The organism is Microbacterium meiriae, from assembly GCF_040686935.1.
Taxonomy (GTDB): domain Bacteria; phylum Actinomycetota; class Actinomycetes; order Actinomycetales; family Microbacteriaceae; genus Microbacterium; species Microbacterium meiriae.
Genome location: NZ_JBFBMF010000001.1, coordinates 268,000 through 282,379 on the forward strand (window position 1 = coordinate 268,000; position 14,380 = coordinate 282,379).

Genomic DNA, 14,380 nt, shown 5'->3' on the forward strand with positions numbered 1-14,380 from the left:
CGGTCGTGAGCGTCGTCTCGCTGCTCCGCGACGCCCTCGGGGCGCGCGTGGACGTCAGCGAGCAGGCGAGGCAGGACGCCAGGTCCGACAGATCGGGTCATGCCGCGGTGGGCCTCCCGCAGGCCGTCGTCCATGCCGAGAGCGTGGACGACGTGCAGCAGACGATGCGGATCGCCACCGCCACGCGCACTCCCGTCGTCGTGCGCGGCGCCGGGACGGGGCTCGCCGGCGCCGCGAATGCGGGTGACGGCGAGATCGTCCTCTCCCTCCGCCGGATGGACGCCGTCCTCGAGGTGCGACCGGACGACCTCCTCGCCGTGGTCGAACCCGGGATCCTCAACGCCGACCTCAACGCGCACCTGGCCGCGCACGGCCTCTGGTGGGCCCCTGACCCCGCCAGCCGCGACATCTCCACGGTGGGTGGCAACATCGCGACCGGAGCCGGCGGACTCCTCTGCGCGAAGTACGGTGTCGTGCGGGATGCGGTCCTCGGCGTCGACCTCGTCCTCGCGGACGGTCGCCTGCTGCACCTCGGCCACCGCAGCGTGAAGGGCGTGACCGGGCTCGACCTCACCGCTCTCGTGGTGGGATCGGAGGGTACGCTCGGCGTCGTCGTCGGGGCGACGCTCAAGCTGCGCAGACTGGTGCCGGGCGAGACCTGCACGGTGACCGCGACCTTCCCCGGCGTGCGAGCCGCGGCCGCGGGTTCTGCCGCCGTGACCGCTGCGGGAATCCAGCCGGCGATCATGGAGCTCATGGATGCCGCCAGTCTCACCGCCGTCCATGCCCTCCTCGGGCTCCCGGCACCGACGCCGGGGGCCGCGCAGCTGACGATCCAGACCGACGGCCCCGCCGCCCGCGCGGAGGCGGAGGACATCGCCGCGATCCTGAGCGCCCACGAGGGCGTCCCCGTGGTCTCGCACGACCCCGTCGAGGGCGATCGGCTGCTCGCGGTCCGGCGATCCATGCACGCCGCGATGGCGTCGCTCGGGACCACCCTCATCGAGGACGTCTCCGTGCCGCGGAGCGCCATGCCGGCCATGTTCGACGAGATCGCACGGATCGAGCGGGAGTTCGAGATGGTGATCCCGACGGTCGCACACGCGGGCGACGGCAATCTGCATCCGAACTTCATCTTCGAGGGCCCGGAGACCCCGGCCCGGGTGTGGGAGGCGGCCGATGAGCTCTTCCGCGCCGCGATCCGGCTGGGCGGAACCCTCACCGGCGAGCACGGCATCGGCGTCCTCAAGAGACGATGGCTGGCCGACGAACTCGGCGAGGACCAGTGGCGCCTTCAGCGCGACATCGCGGCCGTGTTCGATCCGCTCGGCATCCTCAACCCCGGAAAGGTCTTCTCCCCCGATGCCTGACATCCACGTGAGCGCGGCCGTGATCGTCGATGCGGAGGGCCGCGTCCTGGTCGTCCGCAAGCACGGCACGACGCGCTTCATGCAGCCGGGAGGGAAGCCGGAAGCGGGCGAGTCCCCCGCCGAGACCCTCATCCGGGAGCTGCACGAGGAGCTCGGTCTCGAGCTCGCGGAGACCGACCTCCGGCCGCTGGGGCGCTTCGTGTCGGCGGCCGCCAACGAGCCGGGGCACCGCGTCGTGGCCGACGCGTTCTCGGCCTCGATCGATCCCGACGGGGTCCGGGTGCAGGCCGAGCTCGCCGAACTGCGCTGGATCACCCCGGCGGACGTCGTGACGCTTCCGCTGGCCCCGCTGAGCGTCGAGCACCTGCTGCCGCTCGCCTGGCCCGCCGCAGCGCGCTAGCCCGTCCGGGTCAGATGCCCTGCCAGGAGGGCTTGTTCGCGAACGTGTAGCGGTAGTAGTCCGCGAGCTGCAGCTTCGACGCGGCAGCTTCGTCGACGACGACGGTGGCGTGCGGGTGCAACTGGATGGCCGATCCGGGCAGCAGCGCCGTGAGCGGCCCCTCGACCGCGCCGGCCACCGCCTCCGCCTTGCCGGCGCCGAATGCCAGCAGCACGAGGTGGCGGGCCTCGAGGATGGTGCCGAGGCCCTGCGTGATGCAATGCATCGGCACGTCGTCGATGGAGTCGAAGAAACGGGCGTTGTCCTCGCGCGTCTGCTCGGTGAGGGTCTTCACCCGCGTCCGGGACGCGAAAGAGGACCCGGGCTCGTTGAACCCGATGTGGCCGTCCGTGCCGATGCCGAGGATCTGCAGGTCGACGCCGCCGGCCGCCGCGATGGCCGCGTCGTAGTCCTCACCGGCGTGCTGGATGGTGGCCTGCGCGCCGTTCGGCACGTGGATGCGCTCCGGGTCGAGGCCGAGCGGCTCCACCACCTCACGGGTGATCACGGAGCGGTAGCTCTCCGGGTGGGACGGGTCGATGCCGACGTACTCGTCGAGCGCGAAGCCGCGCACCTGCGACACGTCGCGTCCCGCGAGGCGGCTGCGGAGAGCCTGATAGACCGGCAGCGGCGTCGATCCGGTCGCGAGCCCCAGGACAGCGTCCCGACGGCTGTCGATGAGCTCGACGATCTCGGTGGCGACCAGGGCGCCGGCGGCCTCGGCATTCTCGACGATGACGACCTCAGCCATGCGGAACGATCTCCTTCTCAGAAATGGATGCGCCCACCAGAGCGGCGCCGAAAGCGGCGGCGGGGGAACCCGCGGGGAGCAGTTCGATTCTCTCATCCAGCCGCAGCGACTTCAGGAACGGTGACGCCTCGGCACCGGCGTGCAGGGCGGCACGGACCCCCTCCGCCAGCCGGCCGCCGAGAGCGGTGAGTCCCCCGCCGATGACCACGGTCTCGACGTCGGCCGACAGCACGAGCACGCGCACGGCCGCCGCGGCCCCGAAGAAGAGGTCCGCCTGCAGGGCCTGCGCGTGCGGATCGCCCGTGTCGGCCGCCTCGACGATGTCCTTGACGGGCAGCGCACCGGGACGTCCCCACGCCTTGGCCAGCGCCCCACCGCCGCAGAAGGTCTCCACGCAGCCGCGCTGCCCGCACCCGCACAGCCGACCGCGGGGATCGACGGAGAGGTGTCCGACCTCGCCGGCGGTCCCGCGTGCGCCGCGCCAGATGCGGCCGTCCACCACGATGCCGGCGGCGACGCCGGTGCCGAGATTCAGATAGGCCATGGAGCCGGCGACGTCGCTCAGGACCGCGGCGCCGAGCGCGGCGGCCTTCACGTCGTTCTCCACCCGGAACGGAACGCCGAGTGCGTGCTCGGCGCGCGCCGCGAGGTCGAGCGACTCCACCCCGAGGTTCACCGCGTGCAGCACGCGGCCGGTCTCCGCATCCACGAGGCCGGGGATGCCGATGCCGGCGGATCCGACCGCGGACAGCGGCAGTCCGCTCTCCTCGGCGAGGGCGGCGACGGTCGACACGATGCTGTCGACGACGGCGTCCTCTCCCCACCCGGTCGGGCGGCGGAGGCGGGCGAGGATCGTCCCTGCCGGATCGACGGCGACGGCGTCGATCTTCGTGCCGCCGACGTCCAGGCCCACGCGAAGGGGCCGACCGGCGCGGTCGGCGGAGGCGGGGACGATCATCGGATGCCGTTCCCGATCATGGTCGCGGATGTCACGACACCCCCAGCTGCCCGGAGAGGACCATGACGGCGGCACCGCGGAGCACGATGTCGTCCTGACGGGTGAGCCGCACCATGACGTCCTCGAAGACGCCCTCGAGCGTCCGCGCGTGCAGCGTCTCGACGGCCGCGTCGATGAGCGTGCCGTCCAGCAGCTCGGCGGGCCCGGAGAGCACGACCTCGGACAGGTCCAGGGCGGCGACGATCGGGGCGATCGCGATCGCCATGCGGGTCCCGGAGTCGCGGAGGATCTCCTCGCGGGCGGCCGGGTCGGCGTCGAGCGCCTCCTGCATGCGACTCACGCTCAGCCATGCCTCCAGGCAGCCGATCTTGCCGCAGGCGCAGCGAGGGCCGCCGTCCGTGCCGACGACGACGTGACCGATCTCCCCGGCGGCGAAACGGCTGCCGAGGAGCGGCTGGCTTCCGGTGATCAGCCCAGCACCCACGCCTCGACCGATCTTGATCAGCATGAAGTCGGCCTCCGCCTCGCCGAACGTGTACTCGGCGAGGACCGCGGCATTGGCGTCGTTCCGTGCGAGCACCGGCAGGTCGAGGTCGGCGCTGAGCTTCGCCTCCAGCGGGAAGTCCGTCCAGCCGAGGTTGGGCGAGCTGAGGACGAGGCCGTCCGGGCGCACGACGCCCGGGGTGCCGATGCCGACGCCGAGCACCGGCTGTGTGGCGATCTCGACGAGGGTCTGCGCGAGGCTGCGGAGAGCCTCATACGCGGCATCGCCGTCCGGCGTCTCCGGACGCGGCACCTGCCGCCGCTCCAGCACGTCGCCGTCCAGGCTGAGGACGGCGCCCTCGAAGGCGGTCGGACCGGAGAGGTCGAGCCCGATGATCTGATGCCCCACCCGATCGATGTCGATGAGGATGGGCGGCTTGCCGGGGCCGACGGCCTCGCGCACGCCGATCTCGACGACGATGCCGTCGGCGATGAACTCCGCGACCAGATCCGAGATCGTGACGCGTGTGAGGCCGGTCTCGCGGGAGAGGTCAGCGCGACTCATCGCCCCCGAGTGATACAGCGTCTGCAGCACGAGCGCGCGGTTGTGGCCGCGGGCGTGCTCGGGGAGCACCTTGGTGCGCGAGCGGAGATGCCGCGCGGGGCCGAAGGCGTGCGCGTTCGCGGCGACGAAGTCAGTCGTCGCCGCGGGGCGCTGATCATCCGAAACGGACATGTTTGTTAGTAGACCTTACGAACAGGATTTGTGCAACTGTTCCGCGCGATTCCGCGGGCAGGGTTACCGAAACGTGACATCATGCCGACCGCGGCGGTTCGCCGTCCGCCGCCATCCGGAGCAGCCGCTCGACGAGCCCGGCGACGATCCCCTCCCGGGTCTCGACGGTCATGGGCTTGCCGGGCACGCCCGGTCGCCGCTGCTCGGGCGACGGCCCGTCCAGCGGACGATACCGCACGCCCACCGCGGCGAGGCGCCGCAGATGCGTGGGCAGCCGCCGGGCGAAGTCCGCGAAGGGCGCGGGCTCTCCCCCGTCCCACAACCGCTCCGCGATCGCGGCGAGGCGCGGGAACATCGCGAAGTCGACCCGGTCCCTGCTCGGCAGGTGCTCCGTCCAGATGTTCGCCTGCCCGCCGACCGCGCCGTCGACGACCTCGAACGAGTACGCGCGCTCGATGGTCAGCGGGGGCCCGACGCGGATGGGCTCCTCAGCCGATTCGGACTGCGGGTAGTCGAGGTACACCTCGAGATCCGGGCACCCGACAACGGGAATCCCCCGCCGCAGCGCCTCGCGCATGGCGACCGGCCCGCGCCAGGCGAGGATGCGCACGCCCTCCGGGACCTCGCCCTCCAGCACCTCGTCCCAGGCGAGTGCCGTCCGTCCCCTGCGGCGGACATGCGCGACGAAATGCGCCGTGAACCAGGGCTGGACGTCGTGCGCGGTGGCCAGCCCGAGCTCCCGCATCCCCGCGGCGGCCGTGGCGCTGTCGGCCCATTCGGTCACCGGGACCTCGTCGCCGCCGATCCCGATCCATGCGGACGGGAACACGTCGCACAGCGCATCGATGGCGGCACGGCCGAAGGCCAGCGCCTCCTCGGTCGGCGCGAGGGTGCGCGCGTTCACGCCGAAACGCTCCCACGGCCCGGTGGGCGGCGTCCCGACGTCGAGGTTGCCCAGCTCCGGGTACGCGGCGAGCGCGGCCTGGATGTGTCCCGGCAGCTCCACCTCGGGCACGAGAGTGACGAAGCGCTCCTCCGCATACCGCACGAGGTCGCGCAGCTCGGCGGTCGTGTAGAAGCCCTCGTGCACGCCGGGCTCGACCGTGGCCTCAGGGCCGTGGCCGCGTTGCGTGGCCTCGCGCCGCGCACCGACCTCGGTCAGGCGCGGATACCCCGGCACCTCGAACCGCCAGCCCTGATCGTCCGTCAGGTGCAGGTGCAGGATGCTGAGGTGGTGATCGGCGAGCAGGTCGATGAGACGACGGACGTCTTCCGCAGGGCGGAAGTGGCGCGCCACGTCGAGCATCGCTCCACGCCAGGCGTAGGCGGGAGAGCCCTCCCAGCGCCCTGCCGGGATCGTCGCGGGGAGAGCGGGGTCGTGATCCGGGTCGCGGAGCTGACGGAGCGTGGTCGCGCCGCGGAAGACCCCCTCCGGCGTCGCCCCCGCGATCTCGATCCCCGCGGCCGTCACGGTCACGCGGAAGGCCTCGGGGCCATGGCGCCCTGCCGCGGATGCCGCGGCGCCCAGCTCCGGATCGATCACGAGGCGGATGGCGGGCAGCGTGTCGTCCGCTCCCCCGCCGCCGAGTCGTGCGACGGCCGCGGCCAGCTCCGGTGCCGTCTCGATCGGCGTCGACGGGGTCCATCGGAAGCCCGGAGCCAGGGAGTCGATCTCTGCGACGACGTGCGGCACCGTCGCGCGCGGCGCCGAGGGGGGCATCCGCAGCGCGCGGCCGGCGACCGCACCGGTGGGGTCGCCGTCGATGACGACCGGCACACCGCCGACGAGAACCTCGCGCACACCCTGCGGCACACCGTGCGGGTCGTCGAACGTGGCTCCGGCCGCGATCGTCTCCGGGTCGAACAGCACCAGGTCGGCGGTGGCGCCCTCGCGGAGCACACCGCGCGGCGCGTCACCGCGGTCGAGGCCCAGGCGGGCGGCCGGGTTGCCGGAGAGATGGCGGACGGCCTCCTCGAGGCTCAGCACCCCCAGGTCCCTGACGTAGTGACCGAGGTAGCGAGGGAATGTGCCGCGGCCGCGCGGGTGCGGCCGGGCACCGATGAGGATGCCGTCGCTGCCTCCGGAGTGCCGCGGGTGCCGCATGATGGCGCGGACGTTGTCCTCGTCGCCGATGTGCATGAGCACGCCGGTGGCGCCCGCATCGGCGAGGATCGTGTCGATCACGACGTCCACGGCGCGCTGCCCGGTCTCCGCCGCGATGGCGGCGATCGTGCGGCCGACGAGGCCGGCCAGAGCGGGGGTGCCTGTCCCCGAGATCTGGATCACCGACCAGTCCGCCACCTCGCCGTGGAACCCGTCGCAGCCGATCTCCTCCAGCTCGACGCGGACGGCCTCGCGCCCCTCCGCATCCAGGCCGGCCAGGACGCCCAGCAGGTCGCCGGTCGCCGCCAGCCTGCTCGGCAGGAGCGCCGCGAGAGTGGTCGCCCCCGGGAGGTACGGGTAGGTGTCCAGCGTCACGTCGACGCCGTCGGCCGTCGCCTCGTCGACGAGCGCCAGCAGCTCCGCGGCACGCCCGCGGTTCGGCGCGAAGTTCATGGTCGCGTGCGTGAGATGGACGGGACACCCGGTACGGCGGCCGATCTCGATCGCCTCGCGATACGCATCCAGCGCCGCCCGCCCGTAGCTGCGGGTGTGCGGCGCCCAGTAGCCGCCGCGCTCCGCGACCACTCGGCAGAGCGCCTCCAGCTCGGCGACGTCGGCGTACATCCCCGGGGTGTAGGTCAGGCCGCTCGACATGCCGAAGGCCCCGGCGTCCAAGGCCTGTCCGAGGAGGTCGGCCATCGCCGCGATCTCGGCGGCGGTCGCCCGACGGTCATCGTGCCCGACCACCATCATCCGGAGGTTGCCCTGCGGCACCAGCACCGCGGCGTTGGCCACCGCGGCGACGTCGATCGCCTCCAGGAAATCGTCCATAGACCGCCACGGGACCTCCGCCGGCCGCCCGTTCCAGCCCGCGATCTGGGCGGGGATGACGGCGGCGGTCGCCTCGTCCAGCGGCGCGTAGCCCAGGCCGTCCTGGCCGAGCACCTCCGTCGTGACCCCCTGACGGATCTTGGCGTCGTGCGCGGCGCCCTGGAGCACCGCGAGGTCGCTGTGCGCGTGCATGTCGATGAAACCGGGCGCCAGGACGAGGCCGGACGCGTCGACCTCGACCGCGTCGTCCGGCAGCTCGATCCGGTCGGCATCGCCCTCGCGGATGACGGCGACGACCCTGGCCCCCTCCACCGCGACGTCCGCGACGAAGCGCGGGGCGCCGGTGCCGTCGACGACGGTCGCCCGCCGGTAGACGCGCACGAGGCCGGCTGCCGCCTTCTCCGCGCTCAGAAGCACGTCGCCACCGCCCCGATCACCCGCGGGTCCGGAGCGTCGGGGTCGTCGATCACGGCCACGACGCGCCACTTGTCGAACGCCGTGCACGGATGCGAGAGGCCGAGGCGCACGACCTCGCCGACCGCGACGGTCGCCCCGTCGGCGGGTCGGAGGAAGGCGTGCTGGTCGTTCAGGGCCGTCACGGTGCCGGCGACCGACTGCGGCGCCGGGAGGTCGATGTCGAACGGCACGTCCCGCCGCCCGGCGTCGAGCAGGGCGAGGCCGGGTTCGGGCTGCGAGACCACCCGCGACCACGCGTGCATCGCGGAGCGCAGCGGGGCGGTGTCCGTGAGCGGACCGAACGGCGACATGCGGGAGTAGAAGCCGTCGTCGTGGATCTGGAAGGCACCGGAGCGCAGCACGACCTCGGCGTCCGCTCCCGCGGCGCCGAGGACTGCGGCGGCGCGATCAGGGAAGGAGCTGCCGCCCGCGCTGAGCACGGGGCGGACGCCGTCGGGGTACTCCAGTCGGCGATGCAGCTCGACCAGGGTGGCCAGGAAACCGTCCACCGCGGCGACCGACGCCGCGGAGCGATCGGGACCGAAGGGCCCTTCGTAGCCCGTCACTCCGGCGAGGCGGAGACCGGGGGCGGCCATGATCGCCGCGGCGATGCGCTCGCCCTCCGCCACGGTCCGCGCACCCGTGCGCCCCTGCGCACCGCCGAGCTCCACGAGCACGTCCAGCGGACGCGGGGCGTCCGCGAGGGCATCGGCGAGGATCGCCACGCCGGCGAGGGAGTCCGCCCCGCACAGGATCCGCAGGCCTTCGTCGGCCGCGAGCAGCGCCCCGAGCTCACGGGCCGCAGCGCCGTCGGTCACCCCGTTGGCGATGAGCACCGTCGGGACACCGGCGTCGACGGCGACGCGGGCCTGCCACGGCGTCGCCACGGAGATCCCCCAGGCCCCGGCGTCCAGCAAGCGCTGCCACAGCGCGGGCGCCATGGTGGTCTTGCCGTGCGGGGCGAGGCGGACGCCCTCTCGCCCCGCCCAGCCGAACACGGTGTCCTCGTTGTGTGCGATCGCGTCGGCATGCACCGTGAGCACCGGCGTGCCGAGGTCCGAGAGGCGCAGCCCCGCACCGGCGACCTCCGACAGACGCAGCCCCGCGGCGTGCGTCGGGAACCCCTTCGCCCAGGCGCCGAGGACGGGATCCGGAATTTGTAGAGGCATCTAACAAGGCTACTAGGCTGGCGGCATGACCGCGAAGACACGAGTTTCCACCGACGCCGCCCCCGCTCCCGCGCACACGTTCTCCCAGGGCGTCCGCAAGGGCCCGATCGTCCAGGTCTCCGGCCAGGGCCCCGTCGACCCGCAGACCAACGAGTACCTGTACCCCGGCGACGTCGCGGCGCAGACCACCCGCACGCTCGAGAACGTCAAGGCCATCGTGGAGGCCTCCGGCGCCACGTTCGACGATGTCGTGATGCTGCGCGTGTACCTCACCACGCGCGAGGACTTCCCGATCATGAACGAGGCCTACGGCGCGTTCGTCGAGGCCCACACGACCAGCGGCGTGCTGCCCTCGCGCACCACCGTCTTCACCGGTCTTCCCCGCGAGGAGATGCTCGTCGAGATCGACGGGCTCGCCGTCATCGACTGACGCCCCGACACCCCTGGCGAACGGGGAGGCACCTTATCAGGACCGTTGCCTCCCCGTTACCAGCCATCCCGTACCATGGACGACAGGACACGTCGAGACTGCGGGGGGTGTAGTTCGTGACCGATCTGATTTCCACGCCGGGCACTGCGACGGGGGCACAGCCCGACGATGCGACCCCGACGAGCGTCCTGACGCCGGAGGCGGCGACCGACACGGCCCCGCCGCAGACCGGCGAGCAGCCCCTGGCCTGGGCTCCCGTCGAGCCGGCCCCGAAGAAGCGCCGCCTCGGCCTGTGGATCGGTCTCGGCCTCGGCGTGGTCGCGCTCGGCGCCGGCGCCGCCTCGATGATCCTCATCGCCCCCGGCACCACCGTCGCGGGCATCCCGGTGGGCTGGATGACTCCCGGTGCCGCCGCCGAGACGATCAGCTCGCACCTCGCCCAGACCGAGGTCACCCTCACGGGCGACGGCGACGACGCCGTGCTCACCGGAGCCGACCTGGGGGCGACCGCCGACGCCACGGCCCTCGCCGATGCCGCGTTCTCGGCGCATCCGATGTGGAATCTCGGCGCCTGGATGGGCGACCCCGTGCCCGCGGACATCGTCCTCGACCAGGAGACCGCATCCGCCGCGCTCCGGGCGGCCGTCCCCGGGAGCTTCGTCGACCCGGTCGACGCCGCCGTGGTCTTCGACGCCGCGAAGGGCACCTACACCGTCACTCCGTCCGTTCCCGGCACCGGTGTCGACGTGGCCGATCTGAACGCTGCTTTCGTCGAGGCTGTCGGCGACGGACGCACGACCTTCGAGTACCCGGGCGGCCCTGTCGAAGCCCTGCCCGCCGTGTCCGACGACGACGCGACGGCGACCGCCACCACCCTCAACACCATGCTGTCCACCATCGGCTTCTACGTCGGCAAGGAGCGCACCGTCCCGGTCTCCCCCGCGGTCGCCGCGTCCTGGCTGACCGTGGTCGACGAAGACGGCCAGCTCCGCATCGAGGCGGATCCGGCGGCGATCCAGACCACCGTCGACACGCTGCCCGCCGCCGTGGACCGCGCGCCCGTGAACGCGACAAACATCGTCGACTCCGCGGGGAATGTGCTGCGCGCCGAGAAGGAGGGCGCCACCGGACGCGCCCTGGGAGACACCGACGGCATCGCCGACGACTTCGCGACGCAGCTCGCCGCGGGCGACGGCACCTTCGCGCTCTCCGTGACCGAGACGCCGTTCGAGACGACGAACCTGTTCCGCCGTGCGGAGATCAACCTCAGCACGCAGCGCGCCTACCTCTTCGAGAACGACAAGGTCGTGCAGTCCTGGGCGGTCTCGACGGGCCTGCCCGGTACGCCGACGCCGACCGGCAACTTCAAGGTCTTCGCGCACACGTCGATGCAGGACATGGGCTGCTACGAGGGTGCGCCGTACTGCACCGAGGACGTGCCCTGGATCACGTGGTTCGCCCCGAACATCGGCTTCCACGGCACCTACTGGCACAACAACTTCGGCAACCGGATGAGCCATGGCTGCGTGAACCTGCCGATCGACCTCGCGAAGTACGTCTACGACTGGTCCCCCGTGGGCCTCGAGGTCTCCGTCTACAACTGACCCGGTTCGCGTGCCGAGCACAGCTTCGGAGACGCGGAACGACACGCCGTCGAGGCGTCCCCTCTCCCAGGGTGTCGCGGTCGCGCTCCGCAGTCGTGCTCGGACCTGGCGGAGGGCGGACAGCGAGAAGGGGGCGGATGCCGCAGCATCCGCCCCCCTTCCGTCGTCTCAGCGCAGGGCGTCGACGATCTCGTTGAGCGTCGCGGACGGACGCATGACCGCCGCTACGAGCTTCTCGTCCGGGCGGTAGTACCCGCCGATCTCCACGGGCTTGCCCTGCACCGCGTTGAGCTCGGAGACGATGGCCTCCTCGTTCGCTGCGAGCTTCTCGGCGACCGGGGCGAAGGCCGCGGCGAGCTCCGGATCCTTCGTCTGCTTCGCCAGCTCCTGCGCCCAGTACAGCCCCAGGTAGAAGTGGCTGCCGCGGTTGTCGATCGTGCCGAGCGCGCGGCCCGGCGAGCGGTCCTCCTCGAGGAAGGTACCGGTCGCGGCGTCCAGCGTCTCGGCGAGCACGCGGGCCTTCTCGTTGCCCGTGCGGTCGGCGAAGTGCTCGAGCGAGGCGGCCAGCGCGAAGAACTCACCCAGCGAGTCCCAGCGCAGGTAGTTCTGCTCGACCAGCTGCTGCACGTGCTTCGGAGCGGAGCCACCGGCACCCGTCTCGAACAGTCCGCCGCCGGCGAGCAGCGGCACGATCGAGAGCATCTTGGCGCTCGTGCCGACCTCGAGGATCGGGAACAGGTCGGTGAGGTAGTCGCGCAGCACGTTGCCCGTCACCGAGATGGTGTCCAGGCCGTGACGCATGCGGGCGAGCGTGTACCGCGTCGCCTCCTCCGGCGCGAGGATCGTGATCGTCAGGCCCTTGGTGTCGAGCGTGGCGAGGCCCTGGTGCACCTTCGCGATGATCTGGGCATCGTGCGAGCGGTTCGCGTCCAGCCAGAACACCGCGGGCACGCCGGTCGCACGGGCACGGCCGACGGCGAGCTTGACCCAGTCCATGACGGGGATGTGCTTGGTCTGCGTCGCGCGCCAGATGTCGCCCTTGCCGACCTCGTGCTCGATGAGGACGGTGCCCTCGCTGTCGAGCACCTGGACGATGCCGTCCGCCGCGATCTCGAACGTCTTGTCGTGGCTGCCGTATTCCTCGGCCGCCTGCGCCATGAGACCCACGTTCGGCACGGTGCCGATGGTGGCCGGATCGAGCGGGCCGTTCGCGATCACATCGTCGATCACCGCCTGGTAGACGCTCGCGTAGGACGAGTCGGGGATGACCGCGATCGTGTCGGCCTCCTCGCCGTCCTTGCCCCAGAGCTTGCCGCCGTTGCGGACGAGCGCCGGCATGGACGCGTCGACGATGACATCGCTCGGCACGTGCAGGTTGGTGATCCCCTTGTCGGAGTTCACGTACGAGAGACGCGGCCCCTCGGCGATGGCCTTGTCGAACGCCGCAGCGATCTCCTCGCCGCCGGTGACGTTCGCCAGGCCCGCGAGGATGGAGCCGAGGCCGTCGTTCGCGCTCAGTCCGGCCTCGGCGAGCTGCGTGCCGTACTGGTCGAAGACATCCTTGAAGAACGCCTTCACCACGTGGCCGAAGATTATCGGGTCGCTGACCTTCATCATCGTCGCCTTGAGGTGCACCGAGTAGAGCACGTCGTCGGCCTCGGCCTCCGCGAGGGTGTCCGCGAGGAAGGCGTCCAGCTCCTTCGCGGAGAGGAACGTCGCGTCGATGATCTCGCGCGGGAGGACCTTGAGTCCTTCCTTGAGGACCGTGACGGTGCCGTCCTTCGCCGTGTGGCGGAAGGAGAGGACGTCATCGTGAGCGGCGACCCACGAGCGCTCGTTGTGCTTGAAGTCGTCGTGGCCGAGGGTCGCGACGCGGGTCTTCGAGCCCTCGGCGAACGGCTTGTTGCGGTGCGGGTGCTTCTTGGCGTAGTTCTTCACCGCGAGCGGCGCGCGACGGTCGCTGTTGCCCTCGCGCAGCACCGGGTTCACTGCGGAGCCCTTGATGCGGTCGTAGCGGGCGCGGACGTCCTTCTCCTCCAGCGACGAGGGCTCGTCCGGGAAGTCGGGGACGTCGTAGCCCTGCTGCTGCAGTTCCGCGATGGCGGCCTTGAGCTGCGGGATCGACGCGGAGATGTTCGGCAGCTTGATGATGTTCGCCTCGGGGAGCGTGGCGAGGCCGCCGAGTTCGGCCAGCGCGTCGCCGACCTGCTGCTCCGGGGTGAGCTTCTGGGGGAAGGCGGCGAGGATGCGGCCGGCAAGAGAGATGTCCCGCGTCTCGAATTCGATGCCCGCCTGGCCCGTGTAGGCCTGGATGATCGGCAGGAACGAGGCGGTGGCCAGCGCCGGTGCCTCGTCGGTGTAGGTGTAGATGATGGCGTCGTCGGTCACCGGGAGGTTCTCCGTTCACGAGGGCTATTTGTCTCGATACCAAGATACCTGAGCGGCCCTCGCCCCGAAGCGGCGCTCCCGGCGACGGGGTCCGGCACGTGACCGGTCCGTGAAAAGTCCACCCGAGTGATGAATGCGGTGACCGGAGGGGTTAGCCTGGGGTCATGTCCGAACTGCGCATGGTCGAACTCTCCGCCGCGACGATCGTCGCCGTGAACAACCTGTCGCTCAAGCCCGGACAGGAGCAGTTCCTCGCGCCAGTCTCGTACGGCATCGCGGCCACCGTCATCAACCCGCAGACCTCCTGGCAGCGGGTGATCCTGGACCGCAACGAGGTCGTGGGCTTCGTCAGCGCCAACTTCGACGACGAGGCCCCGGAGGAGCACTTCCGCTCCGTGCTGTGGCGCATCAACGTCGACGCGGACGACCAGGGTCGCGGCATCGGCCGCTTCGCCGTCGAGAACCTCATCGACGAAGCGCGCAGCCGCGGCGTCGACCACGTCAACGTGATCTACGAAGCGGGCGAGGACGGCCCGGAGGCCTTCTTCCGGCGCGTCGGCTTCACCCCCGTCGGGGAGACGGCCTACGGCGAGGTCATCGCCGAGATCCGGGTCCCCTCCTGAGACCGGCGGCGGGGTCTCGAATCCCCTCCCCCATCGAG

General features: G+C 71.7%; 11 protein-coding genes. 5 read left to right on the forward strand and 6 right to left on the reverse strand.

Features of this window, described 5'->3' with window-relative positions:
- Window positions 1–5: 5 nt before the first annotated feature.
- Together AB0P08_RS01250 and AB0P08_RS01255 are read left to right on the forward strand one after the other, a co-directional pair.
- A complete protein-coding gene (locus AB0P08_RS01250) occupies window positions 6–1,370 on the forward strand; it encodes an FAD-binding oxidoreductase (RefSeq protein WP_363587637.1) in 1,365 nt (454 codons plus the stop codon).
- Window positions 1,363–1,770 (forward strand): NUDIX hydrolase, encoded by a 408-nt coding sequence (locus tag AB0P08_RS01255; RefSeq protein ID WP_363587639.1) that lies wholly within the window; start codon window positions 1,363–1,365, stop codon window positions 1,768–1,770. Before AB0P08_RS01250 ends, AB0P08_RS01255 begins: the two co-directional genes overlap by 8 nt.
- 10 nt (window positions 1,771–1,780) lie before the next feature.
- On the opposite strand, the gene nagB is transcribed toward AB0P08_RS01255, so the two are convergent.
- The 5 genes from nagB to AB0P08_RS01280 all read right to left on the reverse strand — a co-directional run bounded on the left by nagB (window position 1,781) and on the right by AB0P08_RS01280 (window position 9,297).
- On the reverse strand, window positions 1,781–2,560 hold the full coding sequence (gene nagB / locus AB0P08_RS01260) for a glucosamine-6-phosphate deaminase (RefSeq protein WP_187663473.1): 780 nt from the start codon (window positions 2,558–2,560) through the stop codon (window positions 1,781–1,783).
- The gene (locus tag AB0P08_RS01265) at window positions 2,553–3,518 is read right to left on the reverse strand and encodes an ROK family protein (RefSeq protein ID WP_363587641.1); all 966 of its coding nucleotides are present in this window, start codon (window positions 3,516–3,518) and stop codon (window positions 2,553–2,555) included. The genes nagB and AB0P08_RS01265 overlap by 8 nt, the downstream gene beginning before the upstream one ends.
- Window positions 3,519–3,549: 31 nt before the next feature.
- Window positions 3,550–4,737, reverse strand: coding sequence for an ROK family transcriptional regulator (locus AB0P08_RS01270; RefSeq protein WP_363587643.1), 1,188 nt, complete (start codon window positions 4,735–4,737; stop codon window positions 3,550–3,552).
- A gap of 79 nt (window positions 4,738–4,816) precedes the next feature.
- Window positions 4,817–8,089, reverse strand: coding sequence for a family 20 glycosylhydrolase (locus AB0P08_RS01275; RefSeq protein ID WP_363587645.1), 3,273 nt, complete (start codon window positions 8,087–8,089; stop codon window positions 4,817–4,819).
- A complete protein-coding gene (locus tag AB0P08_RS01280) occupies window positions 8,080–9,297 on the reverse strand; it encodes an alanine racemase (RefSeq protein ID WP_363587646.1) in 1,218 nt (405 codons plus the stop codon). The genes AB0P08_RS01275 and AB0P08_RS01280 overlap by 10 nt, the downstream gene beginning before the upstream one ends.
- A 25-nt stretch (window positions 9,298–9,322) precedes the next feature.
- On the opposite strand from AB0P08_RS01280, the gene AB0P08_RS01285 reads away from it, so the two are divergent.
- On the forward strand, window positions 9,323–9,727 hold the full coding sequence (locus tag AB0P08_RS01285) for a RidA family protein (RefSeq protein WP_187663468.1): 405 nt from the start codon (window positions 9,323–9,325) through the stop codon (window positions 9,725–9,727).
- Window positions 9,728–9,843: 116 nt separating this feature from the next.
- Window positions 9,844–11,331 carry a L,D-transpeptidase family protein gene (locus tag AB0P08_RS01290; protein WP_363587648.1) on the forward strand — a complete coding sequence of 496 codons (1,488 nt, stop codon included), beginning with the start codon at window positions 9,844–9,846 and terminating at the stop codon, window positions 11,329–11,331.
- 168 nt (window positions 11,332–11,499) lie between these two features.
- Here the strand turns inward: AB0P08_RS01290 and AB0P08_RS01295 are convergent, their stop codons facing one another.
- Complete coding sequence (locus tag AB0P08_RS01295) at window positions 11,500–13,719, reverse strand: NADP-dependent isocitrate dehydrogenase (RefSeq protein ID WP_363587650.1); 2,220 nt, start codon at window positions 13,717–13,719, stop codon at window positions 11,500–11,502.
- Window positions 13,720–13,883: 164 nt separating this feature from the next.
- Between AB0P08_RS01295 and AB0P08_RS01300 the strand changes: the two genes are divergently transcribed.
- Window positions 13,884–14,342 (forward strand): GNAT family N-acetyltransferase, encoded by a 459-nt coding sequence (locus AB0P08_RS01300; protein ID WP_363587652.1) that lies wholly within the window; start codon window positions 13,884–13,886, stop codon window positions 14,340–14,342.
- Window positions 14,343–14,380: the final 38 nt, after the last annotated feature.

Bases quoted from the DNA above. Each gene is read 5' to 3' on its own strand.
- AB0P08_RS01265 (WP_363587641.1), bottom strand. From the start codon at position 3,518: ATGATCGTCCCCGCCTCCGCCGACCGCGCCGGTCGGCCCCTTCGCGTG.
- AB0P08_RS01285 (WP_187663468.1), top strand. From the start codon at position 9,323: ATGACCGCGAAGACACGAGTTTCCACCGACGCCGCCCCCGCTCCCGCG.
- AB0P08_RS01255 (WP_363587639.1), top strand. From the start codon at position 1,363: ATGCCTGACATCCACGTGAGCGCGGCCGTGATCGTCGATGCGGAGGGC.
- AB0P08_RS01280 (WP_363587646.1), bottom strand. From the start codon at position 9,297: ATGCCTCTACAAATTCCGGATCCCGTCCTCGGCGCCTGGGCGAAGGGG.
- AB0P08_RS01270 (WP_363587643.1), bottom strand. From the start codon at position 4,737: ATGTCCGTTTCGGATGATCAGCGCCCCGCGGCGACGACTGACTTCGTC.
- nagB (WP_187663473.1), bottom strand. From the start codon at position 2,560: ATGGCTGAGGTCGTCATCGTCGAGAATGCCGAGGCCGCCGGCGCCCTG.
- AB0P08_RS01300 (WP_363587652.1), top strand. From the start codon at position 13,884: ATGTCCGAACTGCGCATGGTCGAACTCTCCGCCGCGACGATCGTCGCC.